The sequence below is a fragment of the Amycolatopsis sp. NPDC039088 genome (genome assembly GCF_055598845.1).
Genome location: NZ_JBVKAE010000043.1, coordinates 53,889 through 70,770 on the forward strand (window position 1 = coordinate 53,889; position 16,882 = coordinate 70,770).

18 protein-coding genes are annotated in these 16,882 nt (G+C 68.2%); 8 read left to right on the forward strand and 10 right to left on the reverse strand.

Going from position 1 to position 16,882, the window contains the following annotated elements:
* Positions 1-10: 10 nt before the first annotated feature.
* Positions 11-565, forward strand: a complete 555-nt coding sequence (locus tag ACZ7KI_RS37180) for a TetR/AcrR family transcriptional regulator (RefSeq protein ID WP_470277698.1) — start codon at positions 11-13, stop codon at positions 563-565.
* A gap of 44 nt (positions 566-609) precedes the next feature.
* On the opposite strand, the gene ACZ7KI_RS37185 is transcribed toward ACZ7KI_RS37180, so the two are convergent.
* Positions 610-4,305, reverse strand: coding sequence for a CARDB domain-containing protein (locus ACZ7KI_RS37185; protein WP_470277699.1), 3,696 nt, complete (start codon positions 4,303-4,305; stop codon positions 610-612).
* 347 nt (positions 4,306-4,652) lie between these two features.
* Between ACZ7KI_RS37185 and ACZ7KI_RS37190 the strand changes: the two genes are divergently transcribed.
* Complete coding sequence (locus ACZ7KI_RS37190) at positions 4,653-5,039, forward strand: hypothetical protein (protein WP_470277700.1); 387 nt, start codon at positions 4,653-4,655, stop codon at positions 5,037-5,039.
* Positions 5,040-5,050: 11 nt separating this feature from the next.
* On the opposite strand, the gene ACZ7KI_RS37195 is transcribed toward ACZ7KI_RS37190, so the two are convergent.
* Positions 5,051-5,503, reverse strand: coding sequence for a hypothetical protein (locus ACZ7KI_RS37195; protein WP_470277701.1), 453 nt, complete (start codon positions 5,501-5,503; stop codon positions 5,051-5,053).
* Positions 5,504-5,711: 208 nt separating this feature from the next.
* Here ACZ7KI_RS37195 and ACZ7KI_RS37200 point away from each other — a divergent pair, with 208 nt between their 5' ends.
* The 4 genes from ACZ7KI_RS37200 (at position 5,712) to ACZ7KI_RS37215 (ending at position 8,047) form a co-directional block, all read left to right on the forward strand.
* Positions 5,712-5,915, forward strand: coding sequence for a hypothetical protein (locus tag ACZ7KI_RS37200; protein ID WP_470277702.1), 204 nt, complete (start codon positions 5,712-5,714; stop codon positions 5,913-5,915).
* 20 nt (positions 5,916-5,935) lie between these two features.
* Positions 5,936-6,925, forward strand: a complete 990-nt coding sequence (locus ACZ7KI_RS37205; protein ID WP_470277704.1) for a helix-turn-helix domain-containing protein — start codon at positions 5,936-5,938, stop codon at positions 6,923-6,925.
* A 129-nt stretch (positions 6,926-7,054) separates the two neighbouring features.
* On the forward strand, positions 7,055-7,729 hold the full coding sequence (locus tag ACZ7KI_RS37210) for an FG-GAP repeat domain-containing protein (RefSeq protein ID WP_470277705.1): 675 nt from the start codon (positions 7,055-7,057) through the stop codon (positions 7,727-7,729).
* 186 nt (positions 7,730-7,915) lie between these two features.
* The gene (locus ACZ7KI_RS37215) at positions 7,916-8,047 is read left to right on the forward strand and encodes a hypothetical protein (protein WP_279626630.1); all 132 of its coding nucleotides are present in this window, start codon (positions 7,916-7,918) and stop codon (positions 8,045-8,047) included.
* A 17-nt stretch (positions 8,048-8,064) separates the two neighbouring features.
* Here the strand turns inward: ACZ7KI_RS37215 and ACZ7KI_RS37220 are convergent, their stop codons facing one another.
* The 3 genes from ACZ7KI_RS37220 to ACZ7KI_RS37230 all read right to left on the reverse strand — a co-directional run bounded on the left by ACZ7KI_RS37220 (position 8,065) and on the right by ACZ7KI_RS37230 (position 10,472).
* The gene (locus tag ACZ7KI_RS37220; protein ID WP_470277706.1) at positions 8,065-8,295 is read right to left on the reverse strand and encodes a hypothetical protein; all 231 of its coding nucleotides are present in this window, start codon (positions 8,293-8,295) and stop codon (positions 8,065-8,067) included.
* Between the two features lie 375 nt (positions 8,296-8,670).
* On the reverse strand, positions 8,671-9,423 hold the full coding sequence (locus ACZ7KI_RS37225) for a S1 family peptidase (RefSeq protein WP_470277707.1): 753 nt from the start codon (positions 9,421-9,423) through the stop codon (positions 8,671-8,673).
* Between the two features lie 74 nt (positions 9,424-9,497).
* Positions 9,498-10,472, reverse strand: a complete 975-nt coding sequence (locus ACZ7KI_RS37230) for a LysR family transcriptional regulator (protein ID WP_470277708.1) — start codon at positions 10,470-10,472, stop codon at positions 9,498-9,500.
* A 105-nt stretch (positions 10,473-10,577) separates the two neighbouring features.
* Between ACZ7KI_RS37230 and ACZ7KI_RS37235 the strand changes: the two genes are divergently transcribed.
* On the forward strand, positions 10,578-11,555 hold the full coding sequence (locus ACZ7KI_RS37235; RefSeq protein WP_470277709.1) for a M64 family metallopeptidase: 978 nt from the start codon (positions 10,578-10,580) through the stop codon (positions 11,553-11,555).
* Between the two features lie 3 nt (positions 11,556-11,558).
* Here ACZ7KI_RS37235 and ACZ7KI_RS37240 read toward each other — a convergent pair whose 3' ends face one another.
* The 5 genes from ACZ7KI_RS37240 to ACZ7KI_RS37260 all read right to left on the reverse strand — a co-directional run bounded on the left by ACZ7KI_RS37240 (position 11,559) and on the right by ACZ7KI_RS37260 (position 15,778).
* Positions 11,559-12,002, reverse strand: a complete 444-nt coding sequence (locus ACZ7KI_RS37240; protein ID WP_470277714.1) for an SRPBCC family protein — start codon at positions 12,000-12,002, stop codon at positions 11,559-11,561.
* A gap of 73 nt (positions 12,003-12,075) precedes the next feature.
* Entirely contained in the window at positions 12,076-12,966 is an 891-nt protein-coding gene (locus ACZ7KI_RS37245) for a helix-turn-helix domain-containing protein (protein ID WP_470277710.1), read from the reverse strand.
* 34 nt (positions 12,967-13,000) lie between these two features.
* Positions 13,001-14,062, reverse strand: coding sequence for an LLM class flavin-dependent oxidoreductase (locus ACZ7KI_RS37250; protein ID WP_470277711.1), 1,062 nt, complete (start codon positions 14,060-14,062; stop codon positions 13,001-13,003).
* 71 nt (positions 14,063-14,133) lie between these two features.
* Complete coding sequence (locus tag ACZ7KI_RS37255) at positions 14,134-14,745, reverse strand: SecDF P1 head subdomain-containing protein (RefSeq protein ID WP_470277712.1); 612 nt, start codon at positions 14,743-14,745, stop codon at positions 14,134-14,136.
* 37 nt (positions 14,746-14,782) lie between these two features.
* On the reverse strand, positions 14,783-15,778 hold the full coding sequence (locus tag ACZ7KI_RS37260; protein ID WP_470277713.1) for a YbhB/YbcL family Raf kinase inhibitor-like protein: 996 nt from the start codon (positions 15,776-15,778) through the stop codon (positions 14,783-14,785).
* Between the two features lie 88 nt (positions 15,779-15,866).
* On the opposite strand from ACZ7KI_RS37260, the gene ACZ7KI_RS37265 reads away from it, so the two are divergent.
* The gene (locus ACZ7KI_RS37265; protein WP_470277715.1) at positions 15,867-16,520 is read left to right on the forward strand and encodes a GntR family transcriptional regulator; all 654 of its coding nucleotides are present in this window, start codon (positions 15,867-15,869) and stop codon (positions 16,518-16,520) included.
* Positions 16,521-16,882: the final 362 nt, after the last annotated feature.

The window sequence follows — 16,882 nt, forward strand, 5'->3', positions numbered from 1 at the left end:
AGGTGAAACCATGTCCGACGGTCGGCGCGCCGACGCACGGCGGAACTACGCGCGCATCCTCGCGGTGGCCGAGGAAGAAGTCGCGACCCATGGCTCCGGGGCCTCGCTGGAGCAGATCGCCCGCACCGCCAACGTCGGTTCGGCGACCGTGCGCCGCCACTTCCCCACCCGCCGGGCGCTGCTGGAGGCGGTCTCCGCGAACCGGATCGCGGCGCTGTGCGCCCGCGCCGTCGCATTGACCGGCGAAGACGACAGCCGGAAGGCGCTCCTGACCTGGCTCGACGAGGTCGTCGTCTACTGTGTCTCCGCCCGCGGCCTGGCGGCAGCGCTCTCGTACGACGGCCCCGCGACCGAAAACTCCTGTTCCACCGCCGTCGAGAAAGCCGGGGAACCGCTCCTGCGGCGGGCCGTGAGGGACGGAGCGGTGCCGCCGGACGTCAGCGTCGCGGATCTGATCACGCTGATCGTCGGCATCGTCCTGGCCACCGAGCACCATCCGGATCCGGCCGCACAGGCGGACCGGCTGTTCCGGCTGGCCGTGGCGGGGATGAGCCCCCGCACGTGAAAAGGCCGGAGCGGTCCCCCGCTCCGGCCCCCTGACAACCTTCCCTACCGCGTGCCGCGGCGGCCCGACGAGACCACCGCCTGCACCGGGCCGCCGTTGATCACGAACTGCGACCCCGGCTCACGGACGACGTCGCCGTTCGCGGAGCCGCTGATCGTCACGTTCGTCAGCGTCGCGCTGCCGCGGGCGCCGCTCATCGCGAGGACACCGGCCCCGTTGTTCGACTTGTCGATCTTGACGTTCGTCAGAGCCGCGGTCACCACGCCGCCACCCGTCTTGAACTGGACACCGTCGTAGGTCGAGTCATGGATCTCGGTGTCCCGCAGCGTGACCCCGGGAATGTCCTTGCCCTGCGCGAAGAACGTGATCGCACCGAACTCCTGCTGCTCGCCCCAGAACACCCCGCCGCAGCGGTACAGGGCGTTGTTCGCGATGAGTGTCTGCCCGGAGAACGGCAGCGGATCGTGATCGGTCGCCAGCATGATGCCCGGGTAGTTCATCGTGTCGTGGACGATGTTGTTCTCGATCTTGTTGCCGTATCCGCCGTAGATCGCGATCCCGTTGGCCCGCCACGGAAGCTGGATCGTGTTGTTGGCGAACACGTTGTCGTGCGCGATGTCCTGTGACGTGTCCTTCACGTACTGGTTCGCCCACACCGCCAGCGAGTCGTCACCGGTGGTGCGGAACGACGAGTTGAACACCTTCGAGTTCCGGGTGCCGTTGGTGAAGTTGATGCCGTCGGCGTAGGTGTCGCGGATCCGCATGCCGCTGAACTCCAGGCCGTCGGCCGGACCCCACAGCGCCGGGATGTTGGTGTAGTCCCGGCCGACCCACACCCCGACGTTCGCGTGCTCGATCCACACGTTCGAGATCTTCGTACCGGTGCCGAACCGGCCGTTGAGACCGACGCCGCCTTCCGCTCCGCCGTCCCCGCCCCGGATCCGGCCGGAACCGAAGATGGCGATGTCGGAGATCTGGGTGTTCTTGTCGATGTCGAACCCGAAGTTGCCCTCGTGCGGATGGTTGATCCCGCCCGCGTTCTGGGGCTCGATCTGCGAGTACAGCTGTGAATGCCACATTCCGGCACCGCGGATCGTCACGTTGGAGATGCCGATCTGGTTGTACTGGCCGCCGCCGTTGGGCACGTTGGGATCGTCGGTCAGGATCTTCTTCTCCTGCCGCCACTGGCCTGCCGGGATCCAGACACAGGCGATCACGCCGTTCTGGTCGTCGGTGACCGCGCGCTGGATCGCCGCCGAGTCGTCGTTCCCGTCGTTCGGCACCGCGCCGTACTCCGTGATCGACACACAGTTCGACGGCTTCTCCGAGGCCGGGGCGACCTGCTCCAGATCGACGAGGTCGACGATGTAGAACGCGGCGTTGTCCCCGCTGTCGCGCTGCAGCTTGAACTTCGTGCCCGGCGGGTACGACTGGGACAGTAGCGCGTGCGACTCGTCGAACAACCGTCGCGCGTTGGCCTGCGGCGTGTTCGTGAGCCCCTCGGGGTCGTCGGTGCTGCCGTAGAGCCAGCTGTGCTTCGAGGACAACGTCAGCTTCTGCGCGAAGGTGCCGTTGATGTACAGGCTGAGTGTCGCGTCCTGTCCCCCGCCGCCCGGGGCGTCGGGGATGGAGTTGCGCACCACGATCGAGTTCGCTTGGTTCGCCGAAGTGAACTCCACGTACTGCCCCTGGTTCGCCAGGCGCACGGACTTGCGGCCGGAGGACTCGGTCGCGAAGTTCGTGTGCCCGAACGTCCGCAACCGGTCGGCCTCCAGCAATTCTCCTTGGTACTGCGCGGATTCCGCTTCGTATTCGACGTAGGGCACCGCCGCGCCGCGGCCGACGACGATCGCCCGCGAGAGCCCGTTGTTGGACTCGTTGGTCTCCGCGACCGTGCCGGTCGCGTCGGCCGTCGCGGTCAGGGTCGCGCCGCCGTTGGCCGCGGTCCACGTGCCCGAGATCGCGACGTTCGCCGTGGCACCCGCCGTGATCGCGCCGGTGGCACCGGTCAACGTGGTACTTCCGACGGTCAGCCGGGTCACCGAGGAACCCGCTACGCTCGTGCCGCGGTTGTGCACCGCCACGGTGAACGAGACCGCCGCGCCGACCGCCGCGTTCGGCGGATTCGACGTGATGCCGGTGACCTCGAGGTCCGGACCGGGCGACTGCGCGATCACCAGCGGAGCCGGGGAGGTGAAGGTGTTGTTGGTGTCGTTCTGCTCGGCCACCTTGTCGGCGGGATCGACGGTGGCGGCCACGGTGTAAGTACCCTGCGGCCGGGTTCCCGCGTTCACGGTCACCGTGGTGGACGCGCCGGCGGCGAGTGCCCCGACCGCCGCGTCGCCGACGACGGTGCCGCCGAGGCTGACGTTCACGGTCGTCGCGCCCGCGTTCGCGGTGCCGTTGTTCTTCACCGTCGCCGAAACCGCCAGCAGGCTGGTCTCCGTCGGGTTCTCCGGTGTCCAGGTCGTCCCGGTGACGACGAGGTCCGGGTTCGGTGCCGGGGTGCCGATCACCTGGAACTCCGCGACCTGTCCACCAGGAGCGCCGGAGTTCGCGAAGAACTGCAGGCGCACGTCCGAGGCGCGGTCGCTGACCGGGATGGTCACCGTGTTCTGGTTGGTGGCCGGGTCGAAGCGGCGCTCCGCCCGCGCCGACAGGGTGGTGAACGCGGTCGCGCCCTGTTCACGGCCCAGGATCTCGAAGTCCTGCGTCCGCGCTCCCCAGATCGGGTCCGGGTTGAGCTTCACCACGACCGAATCGACGTCCGCGTCGATCCCGAGCTTCACCGTCAGCGAGTTCGGATAGCCCGCGGCGGATTCCCAGTACGTGGCGGTGTTGTTGTCGTTGGCATTGGCGGCGACGAACGAGTGGACCGTCGACGTGGCCTCGATCGGCTTGCCGGCGGCCAGGTTCGCGCCCGCGGTGGTCCCGGAGCGCACGACGTGGTTGCTGTCGGCGGATTCGTTACCCGCCGCGTCCTTGGCCCGCACGAAGTATTCGACCCGCGTCCCCGTGGGCCTGGCCTCCGTGAACGTGGTGCCGGTGAGCGTGCCGGCCGGAGTGCCGTCCCGGTAGACGGTGTAACCGGCGACGCCGACATTGTCGGTCGAGGCCGACCAGGTCAGCCGGATCTGGCCGGCGGCGGGTTCGGTGAGCGTGAGGTTCGTCGGCGCGCTGGGTGCCTGTGTGTCGCCGGTGTCCGGTCCGTACAGCTCGAACTCCGAAAGCTGTGCGGCGGGCCATCGCGTGTTCGCGGTGATCTGCAGCCGCACGTACCGGGCCGACGCGGTCATCGGGATGGTGACAGTGTTGGCGCCGGGGGTGAACGCGTAGCCGGCAGGCCCACCGAGGTCGGTGAACGCCGTGCCGTCGGTACTTCCGCGCACGGTCAGCGTCTGTGTCCGGGCTTCCCAGGCCGACGGGAGTTTCAGCACGATCCGCGAGAGCGATTTGGCCGCCCCGAGGTCGGCCTGTATCCACTGCGGGAACGCGTTGTTGGCGGATTCCCAGTAACTGTCCTGATTTCCGTCGACCGCGTTCGCGACGGGATAGCCGGGCAGCGCGCTGCTCGCCGACACCGTACGGGTCAACGGAACCTCCGCGAGCACGGCCGGTGCGGGCGAGACGGCTGGATCCGGCGGCGGGCCGCTCGCCGCCGAAGCGAGGGAGAATCCGGCGACGGAAAGCCCCGTGACCAGGAAACCGGCGATGAGCCGGGACAGGCGCATACGTGTCATGGCGTCTTCTCTTCTTTGAGACAGCGGGGAGGGAGCCAGAGCCGTACGAGCATGCAACAACCCGGAGACAGAATGCAAGAAGTTGACACGTTTCGGAAATTTTACGACTGCTCACCGAATCGATCGGCCGTCCTTCAGCGTGGACGGAGGTCCGCTACTTGCCGCCCGCGCCGGGAACCGTCAGAGTGATCACAGGAACTGCCGCCGCTTTATCGACTCAGGTTACAAATGTGCACTGAGTATTTTTGAGACCAGGATTAGGCCAGGTAGGCGACTGCCGTGCGTTCCGAATTCCGGGAGTACAGGCGTACACTCAAGTGCAAGTAACCGCGTGGAGGTCGATCCTGATGGACGTGACGAAAGCCCTGAAGTCCGCACTCACCGGGACGACGACCGAGTCGAGGCAGGCCGTCCGCGAGTTGCGACGGGAAACCGAGGACCTGGTGGCCCGCCGGGCGGGCAGGACGGCGAACCGGCTGACCGAACTGGGCGGACAACTCGCCGATCTGGTCCTGGTCTCCGGGAGCAGGCTCGCGGGTTTCGCGGATCGGCACAGCAAGCCCATGGGCGAGGGTGTGCGCCGCGAAGCGGGCCGGATCGGCGATTCGGTGGAGCGTTTGTCCGTGACCCTGTCGGACCGCGCCATCCTCCTCGCCGAGGAACTGATCGACCCCAAGCCGGCCACCCGGGCCCGGGTCGTGAAACGGCTGCCCGGGAAAAGCCGCCGTCGATGACGTCGTAGGGACTACGCCGCTCGCCTGTTGGCCTCGCAACGCTTGAACAGATAGTAGCCGACGACTTCACCCTTGACCGCGACGTTCTGCCCGGAGGACATGAACTTATCTCGGCTTTCCTGTCCCTGCTCAACGAAGACGAAGGAACCGTTGGCCAGGTCCCACCCTTCACGGCAGACGGAATTGAGCACGTCCACGGGGTCGGTCGCGCGCCGGGTCGTCGTTCCGCCGACCATCGCGACGATGACGGCTTTCTGGTTCATCACATCGATGGAGAACTGGAAGAGGTGGTCGCCGCTCTCGTACGCCGCTCGGGCACGCCCGGCGGGAGAACGTTCGAACGCCTGCCGTTCCTTCTCCGCTTGCTGCTGACGCCTCCGCTCGTCCGCCGCACGGCGCAGCCGTTCCTTTTCCTCGAGTTCGGCGGCGATTTGTTCGGGTGACTTCTTCTTGAGCAGCGCCACTCTTCCTCCGCGATTCGTTGATCGCCCCGGTCCAGCCCGTCTCCCTGAAGTCGTTTCCAACGGTTCGCGGGTTACATGTCGTCGATCTCGATTCCGTGACACAGCCGTGCCATCGGCACCTTCGTGCCGACAGGCCGAGTACCTTGCCGCCTGACGCGGGCTTCTCCCGTCTTTAGTCGCTATCAGCGGCCGCATCCGCTTGCCTAGCATGGGAAAACCGGCAGCGGATCCCGCCGGGCGACCCTTGGCGATCCGCCGCGACCATGAACGCCGCGACCCGTCGCTTTCCCAGTTCCCGCAGTGGAAGGCACCCATGCGCACCCGAGGAATCCTCACCGCATCGCCACTCACGGCGGCGGTGACCGGCATCGCGCCGAGCCGCACCTGGATCCGCGACACCTCAGGCGTTTAGCTTCAGTGAACGAGTCGAGAGTGACGCCCGCGAACGGGCTCGGCGCACAGCTTCTCAGGCTGGGCCTCGGCGAGACCGCCGCCCGGGTCTACGGCCGGATGCTCGAAAGCGCGCCGGTGACCACCGGGGAGCTGGTGCCGTGGCATGGCGATGCGGAGACCGTCCGTAAAGCACTGGAAGAACTGGCGAACGCCGGACTGGCGGTGTCGTCCGGAGTGGACGGGACCGAGTTCCTCCCCGCGAATCCCGGCGAGGCGCTCGCCGCGCTGACCACGCGACGGCAGGCCGAACTGCACGACGCCCGCCTCGCGGTGCAGACCGCGTACCGCGCCTTCCGGCGGGCGCATTCCGGGATGCCACACGTTCAAGACCTGCTCGAAGTGGTCACCGGTGACGCCATCGTCCCGCGGCTCCAGCATCTCGCGACCATGGTGCGGCACCAGGTACGTCGTCTCGATTCCCCGCCGTACTTCACCGGCGGCCACCGGAATCTCTTGGAGGAGGAACAGCTGCGGCGCGGTATCGGCTACCGCTGTGTCTACAGTGGAGCGTCCTTGGGCGACCCCGGCTACCTCACCGAAAACATCTTGCCCTGCCTGCGGGCCGGCGAGCAGGCCCGGCTCCTGCCCGAGCTTCCGGTGAAGCTGACGCTTTTCGACGACCGGGCGGCCACAATCGCGCTGACCATCCGGGAGGCCGACCGGAACCAGTCCATCGTCATCGTGCGCCCATGCAGCCTTTTCTCCGCGCTGGAGGGGCTGTTCGAAACCTCTTGGGCCGCGGCGATCCCCCTCGATCAGCGAGGGCGGGCGGCCGACCAGCCGATCCGGCCGATCGAACGAGAGCTGCTGCTCCTGCTCGCCGCCGGGCGCAAGGACGACGAGATCGCCGCAGAACTCGGGGTCAGCAGGCGCACTCTGTTCCGCTACCTCGAAACGCTGATGGACCGCGCCGGGGTCTCCAGCCGGTTCCAGCTGGGGGTCTTCGCCACGCACAACGGCTGGCTCTGACATCCGACGTCACGGGTTGCGTTCGTGTGGCACATCACACTCCCGGTGCACGATCTTGATCTGTGGCCGTCTCCCTTTACGAGAGCACTTTCGGTGAAAAGTTCACCGGGAGAGTTGGAGGGAGACATCATGAACCACACCCGCATCATCCGCGCAGCCACCATCACCGGTATCGCCGCCGCGCTGGGCCTTGCCACCGTCGTCCCGGCCCTGGCCGCCGCCGCGTCCGCCGATCCGGTCACCACGGTCGCCGATCTGGACGGCGACGGCGAACTCGAAACCGTCACCGCCCAACTCATCTCTGACACCGACCAGGTCATCTCCGCGACCGTGCACGGAACGTTCACCTCCCTCCACGTCGGCGCCGACAGCTACGCCGGCGTCCAGGCCCCGAGGGTGGCGGACCTGAACGGCGACGGGCGCGCGGAACTGCTCGTCGCCCAGTCCGTCGGCGCCAACACCACGTTCTTCACCGCGCTGCACTTCGACGGCCGCAACCTCAGCCAGGTCGTCGATCAGAACGACAAGCCCCTCTCGTTCGCCGAGGGCGGTGGCGTGGCCGCGCACCTGGGCTACCAGTGCACACCGCTCGAAGGCGGTGGGCGTACCTTCGAGACTGTCGCCGCCGAGGCCGACGACATCAGCGCGCCGGTCGACCAGATCACCTATTCCGGCAGCCGCACCGTCTACACCCTGCGGGACGGCGCGCTGACCGCCCAGAGCACCTTGCCGATCACCCGGCGGCCAGTGTCCGACCCGATCCTGAGCGCCGACGCCGCCACCTGCGGCCAGACCGGCAGCTGACCCGGTCCAGTAACGCGTTTAGTCCTCTAATGCGTTCGTGCGTGTCGCGAACTACCGCATTTAGAGGACTAAACGCGGGCCCTCGCTACGGGCCGCCTTCACTCGGATGGGGTCACCCAGGTAGTCCACCTCCGCTGCGGCGAACTCGTGGAGGGCGGAAGGTGATCTTGAAAGGAGGGCGGCACCATGGGAAATCACCGGCATCACAACGGCACCGCGTCACTCCGGATCGCCGCCGCGAGCCTGCGGGTGTGTGCGGTCGTGATCGCGGTCGCGGCGTGCGCCTGGCTCGCGCTGTGGCTCGCGTTCACCCTTTGAGCCCGGACGGTTCCGGCTCACGGCCCGGGCGGGGCAGCTCCCGGTTGAGGCTCTGGCGGGCTTCCCGGTTCCGGCAGCGGACGGTCCGGTCCCGGCTCCGGGAGTCGCTCGGGGACACCGGGATCGGGTAGCCGCTCGGGCTTCCCCGGGTCCGGCACCGGCTCGGGAATACCCGGCTCGGGCACTCCCGGATCCGGCGGCATCGGGTTCGGCGGCGCCGGAGGCGCGGTCATTCGATCACTCGTCATCGCACTACCTCCTGGTCACGCGGCTACCCGCTCGATCACCGGGTGAAACGCGCGTGAAGGCCCCCTTCCCTACTCTGAAGGTCAGTGTCCCGGCAAAGTCGCATAACTCCTGGTCGGCTCCGTCGCTATTACGGGACAAGACGAACGTGTCGTGATGGCCTTTATGGACACTGAAGCGCCCCTGGTGTCCAGAATCAGGCCTCCCTGCCTGCCTGCCTCGACTCGCCCTTGGTCAACGGAAGATCAGGGACATTGAGTGTCCCTGATCTTCCGTTGATCAAGTTTCGCCACTGGTGCGCGCGGCCCTGTGACAGTGCAGGTAGGGAAGGAGGCCTTCATGGACTCTGACTTCGAGGCTGAGCCGCCTCGCCCTGGCTAGGCCGTTTGGGTGGCGATCCAGTCCGCGATGACGTCGGCGCGGGAGGTCGTCTCGATCCCCGCGTGCGGGCAACCCGGCCCGGTGGCTTCGATCGAGACCAAGGCGCCGCTCTTGCCTTCCGGGACGAAATAGGGCGCACCCGAGTCGTACGTGCAGGCGCTCGTCGTGATCGCCGGAGTCGCGCCGCGGACACCGATGGTCGTCGGCGCCGCCGTCGCCACCTGGACGGTGCCGTGCTGCATTCGCGTCGCCGGGGCGGGATTCGTGCTGCTCAGGCTGCCCCAACCGGCCAGGGTCAGCTGCTGACCGACCTTCGGGAGCACGCGGCTCACCTTCACTGGCGGCACCGTGCTCACCGGGGTGTCGAGCCGGAGGAGCGCGACGTCGTTTTCCTTCGCCTGCAGCACTTCGGTCGCCTTGCGGGCCACCCCTGACTCGATCGCCTCGTCGACAAGGCCCAGCGTCACCGTCGTCGGATACGGCATCTTGCCCGCCACCCGCTTGCGGTGCGCGTCGTGGAAGCAGTGCCCGGTGGTGATGACCCAGCCAGGTGCGACCAGCGCACCAGTGCAATAACTGCTGTAGGTCGAGCCGTCCGGGCGAGGGATCTTCGTCATCGCGATCTTCGCGACGAACCCGAACTGCCCTGGTGGGACGTCGGAGCCGTGGGCGACGTCCGGCGCGGCGAGCGCGGGCGGAGCGGTGGTGATGGTCAGGACAGCAGCGGCCAGCAGGGCGCGCAGACGCAATTTCTTACCCTTCGTCGATGAGCTGATCCGAGGCTAGGACCGCCGCCCGACAAGGGGAATTCCCCGACCAGGTGTCACCCGATGGCACGCCGGACGGCGGCGGGTTCGCCGCGGCGCGTGAGCCAGTGGCGATAGGGGTGACTGCTGTCGGTGTCGGACCGGTAAGCCGCCTCGGCCGCGGCGATCAAGGCGTCACTGTTCCCGCCGAACGCGCCTTCGGTGTTCCAGGCGATCAGATACCGCATCCACAACGGATCCCCTGCGAGCGCACGGATCGCGATCCCGGCCGAGGCGGGAAACGTGACCTGGCAGGGGGAAATCGCCCGGCCCGCCGCGATCAGGCGCTGCAGCGGCCGCAGTTCCGTGCTCCGGTGCGCCACCTGCGGCCGGAAACCCGCCCGCGCACAGGCCTCCTCGAAACATTCCGGCCAGCCCGCGCCGTCGGACGGCCCGAGCACCCAGCGTTCGGCGGCGAGGTCGGCCAGGTCGATTTCGGCGCCTTGGGCGGCCGGATGATCCGCGGCGATCGCCACGAACACCGGTTGCGCGGCCAGCGGCCGCAACGCCACCCTCGGTGCGGCGGGCAGGACGTGCCCGGGATAGTCGGCGACGACGGCGGCGTCGAGCTGGCCGCCTGCCACGAGATCCAGCAGCCGCAACGGCGAGAACTCCGTGGTCACCGAAACCGCTTGTGCCCGGCCGGAATCACCGAGCCGGTCCGCCAGCTCGACGACCATCGACCCGCCGATCCCGCCCAGCGCGACCGGACGCTTCTCCTCGTCCGCCAGCCAGCGGGCCGCGTCGCGGTGCATCGTGTCCGCGGCGGCGAGAACGGTCCGCGCGTGCGCGAGCACACGTTCGCCGAACGCCGTGGGAACGACTCCGCCCCTGCCCCGGACGAACAACGTTCCGCCGAACGCGCGCTCGATCCGTTGTACCGCCGCGGTCAACGCGGGCTGGGAGCTGCCGATGCCGATCGCCGCGCGCGTGATGCTGCCCGCGTCGGCGACGGCGCACACCACTCGGAGATGACGTAACTCGACATCCATCACGCGGACCTTATGGCCACTTGGGATGTGCCGGAAGCCGTCGAAAGTCGGGATCGTTTTTCGTACTCCGCTCCTTTTTTCCTCCCCTCCCCGCAAGGAGTACGCATGCGACGCGCAGGTCTCATGTTCGCGCTGACCACCGTCCTCGTCTCCGGTCTCGTCCCGGCGACGGCGTCGGCGGCTCCCCGTTTCACCACCTCGATGGAGGCCTTCGAACCCGGCGGAACCATCAGCCGGGTGGAAGTCAGCCGCCCGGCTTCGGACAGAACCGCGTTACCGCAGCACATCGCGAGTTCCGCCGCGGTGACCCCGATCGAAATCAACGGCCCCAGCGAGACCACCTTCGACCTGGTCTTCGTCGGCGACGGCTACACCTCCGGCCAGCTTTCCACCTACTCGCAGCACGTCCGCTCCAGTATCGCGGCGTTGTTCGCCATCGAGCCGTACAAGAGCTACCGCAAGCAGTTCAACCTCTGGCAGGTCGACGTCGTCTCCGCCCAATCCGGTGTCACGAACGACCCGACCCAAGGGGTGCGGCGCAGCACCGCGCTGGGCATGTACTTCTGGTGCGGCGGGATCGAACGGCTGTTGTGCGTCAACGAGACCAAGGCGAACCAGTACGCCGCGGCCGCGCCGGACGTCGATCAGGTCATCGCGCTGGCGAACACCACCAAGTACGGCGGCGCCGGCGGCGGGGTCGCGACGTCTTCGGGCGCCAACGCCCAGGCCAGCCAGATCGTCGCCCACGAACTCGGGCATTCCATCGGCGGGCTCGCCGACGAATACGACTACGGCACTTGCGAAACCCGCGAACCTCGCGAGCCCAACGCGAGCGCGCTCACCGCCGCGCAGATGAGGGACCGCCGGGCCAAGTGGTACGCCTGGCTCGGCAAGCCTTCTCCCGACGGCGGCACGGTCGGCGCCTTCGAAGGATCCCGCTACTGCAAGACCGGGATGTACCGCCCCAGCGTGAACTCGCTCATGCGCACGCTCGGGCAACCCTTCAACCCGCCGAGCACGGAAGCGATGATCGCCGGCTTCCATCGTGAAGCCGCCCAGCGGATCCAGCACCAGCACCCGTAAAGGTCACCGGGCCGGGCCGTCGGCGTGGTCGGCGAGCCCGGTCGCCATCTCCTGCATGAAGCGACGCAGATACCACTGGAAGAACCACGCCATGCCCCGGCGGGCGCGATACGTTCCGTGCCAGCGGATCTGTGTTCCGCCGCCGGAGGTTTCGCGCAGTTCGACGGCCGCCTGGTAGTCGGCCATCGTCGGATTCTCGACGCCCTCGTAAGCGAACCGGCGTTCGGGTTCGAGCGCGGTGATCCGCTCCTTGGTGACCATCTTGCCGGTCCGGAAGGCGCGGGTCGCGCCGACGCCGTCGCGTCCGTCTGCGGAAAGTCCTTGCGACGCCGTGGTTTCCAGGGCATCCACGCGCGACCAGACCGGCCAGCTTCTGGCGTTCAGCAACAGTGCCCACACCGCTGCCGGTGACGCCGGCGATTCGGCGGTGACGTCGTACGACTGCATTCGGGAACTACTCACATGCTCACTGTAGGAACGGTCGGACCTGGTCACCATGCGTGAGGTTGCGGAGGACCGATCAGGAATTGCGATAGTCCGAAGGGCGCACACCGGTGTGCCGGAGGAAAGCGGCCGACAAAGCGCCGGGGGTGGCGAATCCGCATCTCGACGCGATCTGGGCGACCGGGAGGTCGGTGTCGCGCAACAGCCGTTGCGCCTCCTCCATCCGGAGCCGGGCCAGGAACCGGTGCGGTGTCTCGCCGGTCTTCTCCTTGAAGACCCGGATGAAGTGGTAGACGCTCAGATGCACTCCCCCGGCGAGGTCGGCGAGGCTCAGTGGATCGGCCAGCCGCTCGCGCATCATCGCCACGGCGGCGCGTACGCGGGTGTCCTCCCGGCCCGTCCTCGGCGGAGACGGCTTCAGCGCGTGGCGGGTGAGCAGGTGCACGGTGAGGAACGCGGCCGCGGATTCGGCGTACAGGTCGTCTTCCTCGCTCGCGTTCCCGAGTGCCCGGACCAGCTCGTCGAGCAGCGGATCTCCTCCGGCCAGGGAGGCCGCCATCGCTTCGTGGTCGACCGCGCGGCCGCCCAGCCGCGTCGCGATCGACGCCACCGTGGTGCCCGGGATGTGCACCTGCAGGCTGCGCATCGACTCGTCGCCGCGGTACCGGTGCTGCACCGGCATGCCGGGAACCGCCAGCGTGAGCCGTCCCGGCCGCCAGTCGGAGCGGTTCCAGCGGCCCTCACCGCGGGTCTCCATCACCGCCCGTCCCGAGACCGGCAGGACCAGGTGCAGATCCGCGGTGGCGGGCATTTCCATGTCCTCGGCGACGGGGACATGGTCGAACCGCTGGACCAGCAGAGAATGCCAGCCGGAATCCTCCCAGCTGCAGTAGGTCCGCCGGACGTAGCGGGCCATGTCGAAACCGGCATAGGGCCGCAGGTCGAAACGCTCGGAGTGGAACACCACGACTTCGAGGCTAGCGCGCTTCGAACCGCGAAGGTCAACTCCGCGCGAGCAGTTCCTTCACCCGCGGGATGACCTGCTCGCCGTACAGCCGGATCGACTCGAGCCGCTGCTCGTGCGGAAGCGCGCCGCCCCCGTATTTGAGCTGGAAGCGCGACAGGCCGAGGGTCCGCACCGACCACGCGATCTTCTGGGCGACGGTCTCGACGGAACCGACGAACAGCGCGCCGCGCGGCCCGGCCATCGCGTCGTAATCGGCGCGGGACATCGGGCCCCAACCCCGTTCGGCGCCGATCTTGGCGAAGGCCGCCTGATGATGCGGGAAGTGCTGGGCCACCGCGAGTTCATCGGTCGCGGCGATGTGCCCCGGGCTGTGCATGGAGATCGGCAGCTCCCCATGTCCGGCTTCCTTCAAGGCACGCCGGTACAGGTCGGCCAGCGGGGTGAACCGCTCCGGCGATCCGCCGATCACCGCCATCACCAGCGGCAGGCCGTACGCGGCCGCGCGGACGACCGACTGCGGTGTCCCACCGACCCCGACCCAGGCCGGCACGCTGCCGGACTCGGTGAGCGGGAAGGCCTGCGCGCCGTCCAGCGCGGGCCGGACGGTTCCGCTCCAGTCGACCGGCTTTTCCTTCTGCAGATGGGTGAACAGGTCGAGTTTCTCGGCGAACAGCACTTCGTAGTCGTCCAGCGAGTAGCCGAACAGCGGGAACGACTCGGTGAACGAACCCCGGCCGAGCGTGACCTCGGTGCGGCCGCGGGAAACCGCGTCGAGTGTCGCGAACCGCTCGTACACCCGCACCGGGTCGTCCGAACTGAGCACGGTGACCGCGGTGCCCAGCCGGATCCGTTCGGTCCGGCCCGCGATCGCCGCCAGGACGACGTCCGGCGAGGACACCGCCATCTCCGTGCGGTGATGCTCCCCGACCCCGAAGTAGTCCACGCCGACCTGGTCGGCGAGCACGCCTTCGGCCACGACCTGACGGATGGCCTCGGCCTGGCTCACCGGCTGGCCGTCCGCGCCGTTCTCCACGTCACCGAAGGTGTCCAGGCCGAAGGACGGCTCCTGCCGCGTGCCCAGGATTTCGTAGCCCATGTCCAACTCCTCAAAAGTAGTTGAACGCTCAAACGTGTCCTTCGTCGATCATATTCCGCCGCCGAAGCCGCTCAGCCCCCGGCGATGTCACGCGCCAGCTGCTGCGCCTCGGGGAGGGTGTACTTGCCGGTGATCTGGGCTGCCCCACCGGTGATGGCGGACTGGATCATCGGCGCGGTCAGGACGCGGCTCTTCAGCACCACCGCGACCTGCTTGCCGACATTCGCCGTGGTCCAGTCCGCCCACGTCCGCCCACCCGCGGCGGTGAAGGTGAGGTCGATGATCGAGCGACCCTGCTGCGGATCGACGTGGGCACGCGTCTGGCTGACCTCGGCCCCGGTGAGGAACGCCGGGCCGAGCACGTATTTCGTGCCCTCGACGCGGTCGCAGCTGACCAACGGGAGCGCCGGGTCGTCACGACCGGCCAACGGGTCCTGTCCCGATGAGCAGTCGAGCGCCGCCGCGGCGGCCTGCTGCTCGGCGGGATCCGTGCTCTGCCGGTTCGTCGCGGAGCCTGTCGCCGGCCCTGGCGGGAGCTCGGTCAGCACCGGCCGAAACCGCAGCCCGGATCCGTCCTTGACCACGAAACCGTCGCTGTCGGGTTCGGGTTGACCGGAAACCCCTGTCTGACATCCGGTCACACCGAGCAGGACGAGGGCGGCCGCAACGAAAAGTGTTCGCACGGACGTCATTCTGCCTTGCGCGGCCGTCGAAAAGTACCTAAAGACGCAAAGCCCCGCGCCGCCGGACCGTGCGCTCGAGAATCCCGAGTGTGGCCTTGAGCGCGGACTCGGGAACGACGGGGAAGGTGAGCCGGTTCTTCCAGTCCTCGCCGACCTCTGACCAGTCGTAGTACGACGTGACGAGAGTGCCGCCCTCAGCGGGCTCCAGCCGGTAGCCGTAGATGTGGCGGACAGACGGCCGGATAGTGCCTTCGACGATCCAGGCGATCTCCGCGTCCGGGACGAGCTTCGTGATGACGACCTCGACGTCGTACTTGCCCAGCGGCACGTCCCCGAGCGCTTCCCGGTCCATGTGGACCAGGAAGCGGTCGCCCGCCTGCTTGACCGGTTCCCCTTCGGCGTCGAGGAGCATTCCCGACGCGTCGATGTCCACGTGCCCCTTCGGGTCGCTCAGGATCGCGAAAACGGCGTCGGCGGGGGCGGGGATGAGCCGGGAAACCTCGACGCGCTCGTCACCCGGGGTCTCCGCCGTGGCGACCAGGACCGCGCGACCGAGAACGTGCGAGGACATGGTGAACCCCAGGAGGGCCGGGGTGGCGTCGGCCGGAACGCCGAGCGATTCGACGTCGAGGGCGTGCACCACGACGAAATAGCGGTGCTTCCCGTGTCCGGCAGGCGGGGCGGCGCCGAGGAAGCGGGCCACGCGGGCGTCATTGGGAATCTGGAAGGCACCCTCGGGCAGGCCTGACCCGGTGTCGTCACCGGCACCCTCGGGCAACTCGGTGACGGCGGCGGGGATGTCGGCGACCGCCCAGTGCCAGAAACCGGAACCGGTGGGAGCGTCGGGGTCGTAGACGGTGACGGCGTAGCTCTTGGTGCCCAGCGGGGCTCCGCTCCAGCTCAGCTGCGGGGAGATGTCCTTTCCGGCCCATTGGTCGGGCGACCAGGTGGCGCCCTCGGCGACAGAAGTGCTGGAGACAGTGAAGGAGGCCACCTCGGGCAGGCGGGCGAAGGGGTCGTTAGCGTGGGTCATGAATCGACCATAACACAGATAATCGATTATCTGTCCGTTCGTCTATACTTCGCGGATGCCCGACGCCTCGCCCTCCCCGGACAAGCAGATGCTCTCCGAGCAGGTGTACACCCGCCTGCGGGACGCGATCATGCGCGGCGACCACGCCCCGGGCGCCGCGCTCAAACCGCAGGATCTGGCCAAAGAACAGGGCGTCAGCCTGGCGGTCGTCCGCGAGGCCCTCGTGCGCGTGGTCGGTGACGGCCTCGCCGACCGGCTGCCCAACCGCGGCTTCGCCGTTCCGGCCTTCTCCGACCGTCGCTGGCAGGAGATCACCGAGGCCCGCCGGACCATCGAACCCCTCGTGCTGCGCCTGTCCGTCGAACGCGGCGACCTCGATTGGGAGGCCCGCGTCCGGGCCGCCCACCACCGGCTGAGCCGTACGCCCCCGTTCGCGCCGGAGGAAGGCGACTCCGTCAACGCCGCGTGGTCCGAGGCTCACCGCGTCTTCCATCGCACCCTGCTGGAGGGCTGCGAAAACCCGGTCCTGCTGGAGACCTTCGACCGGATGTGGACCGCGAGCGAACTGGCTCGCCGGTGGGCGGCGCGGCGGGCGCCCGGCCGGGACCACCTCGCCGAACACCGCCTGCTGGAGGAGACCGCGCTGGCCCGCGACGCCGACGCGGCGGCCGAAGCCTTGGCGCGTCACCTCACCCTGACGGCGGCCGCGTTGACCGAGGAAGCCGGTCCGGAAAGTCCGTGAAGGCCTCCTTCCCTACCTTCACAGCAAGGCCCCGGCAAAGTCGCGGTCTTGCAGGTCAGGCGACTGTTCCTGCGCTGTCACGGGGTCGCGCGCACCGGTGGCGAAGCTTGATCAACGGAAGATCAGGGACACCCAACGTCCCTGATCTTCCGTTGATCAAGGGCGAGCCGAGGTAGAGCTTGATTCTGGATGCTGCGGGGCTGCAGGTGCGGTTTCGGAGGAATGGTGTGAGGGGCGGTTCGGGTGAGGGCACTTGCGTCTTAGAGCCTGTCTTTGAACCTGTCTAGGTGGTCCTGGCCCGCTTTTTGGGCGGGTCAGGCGCCTGGTCATCATAGTGATCATGGAGATGTTGATGAATGCGG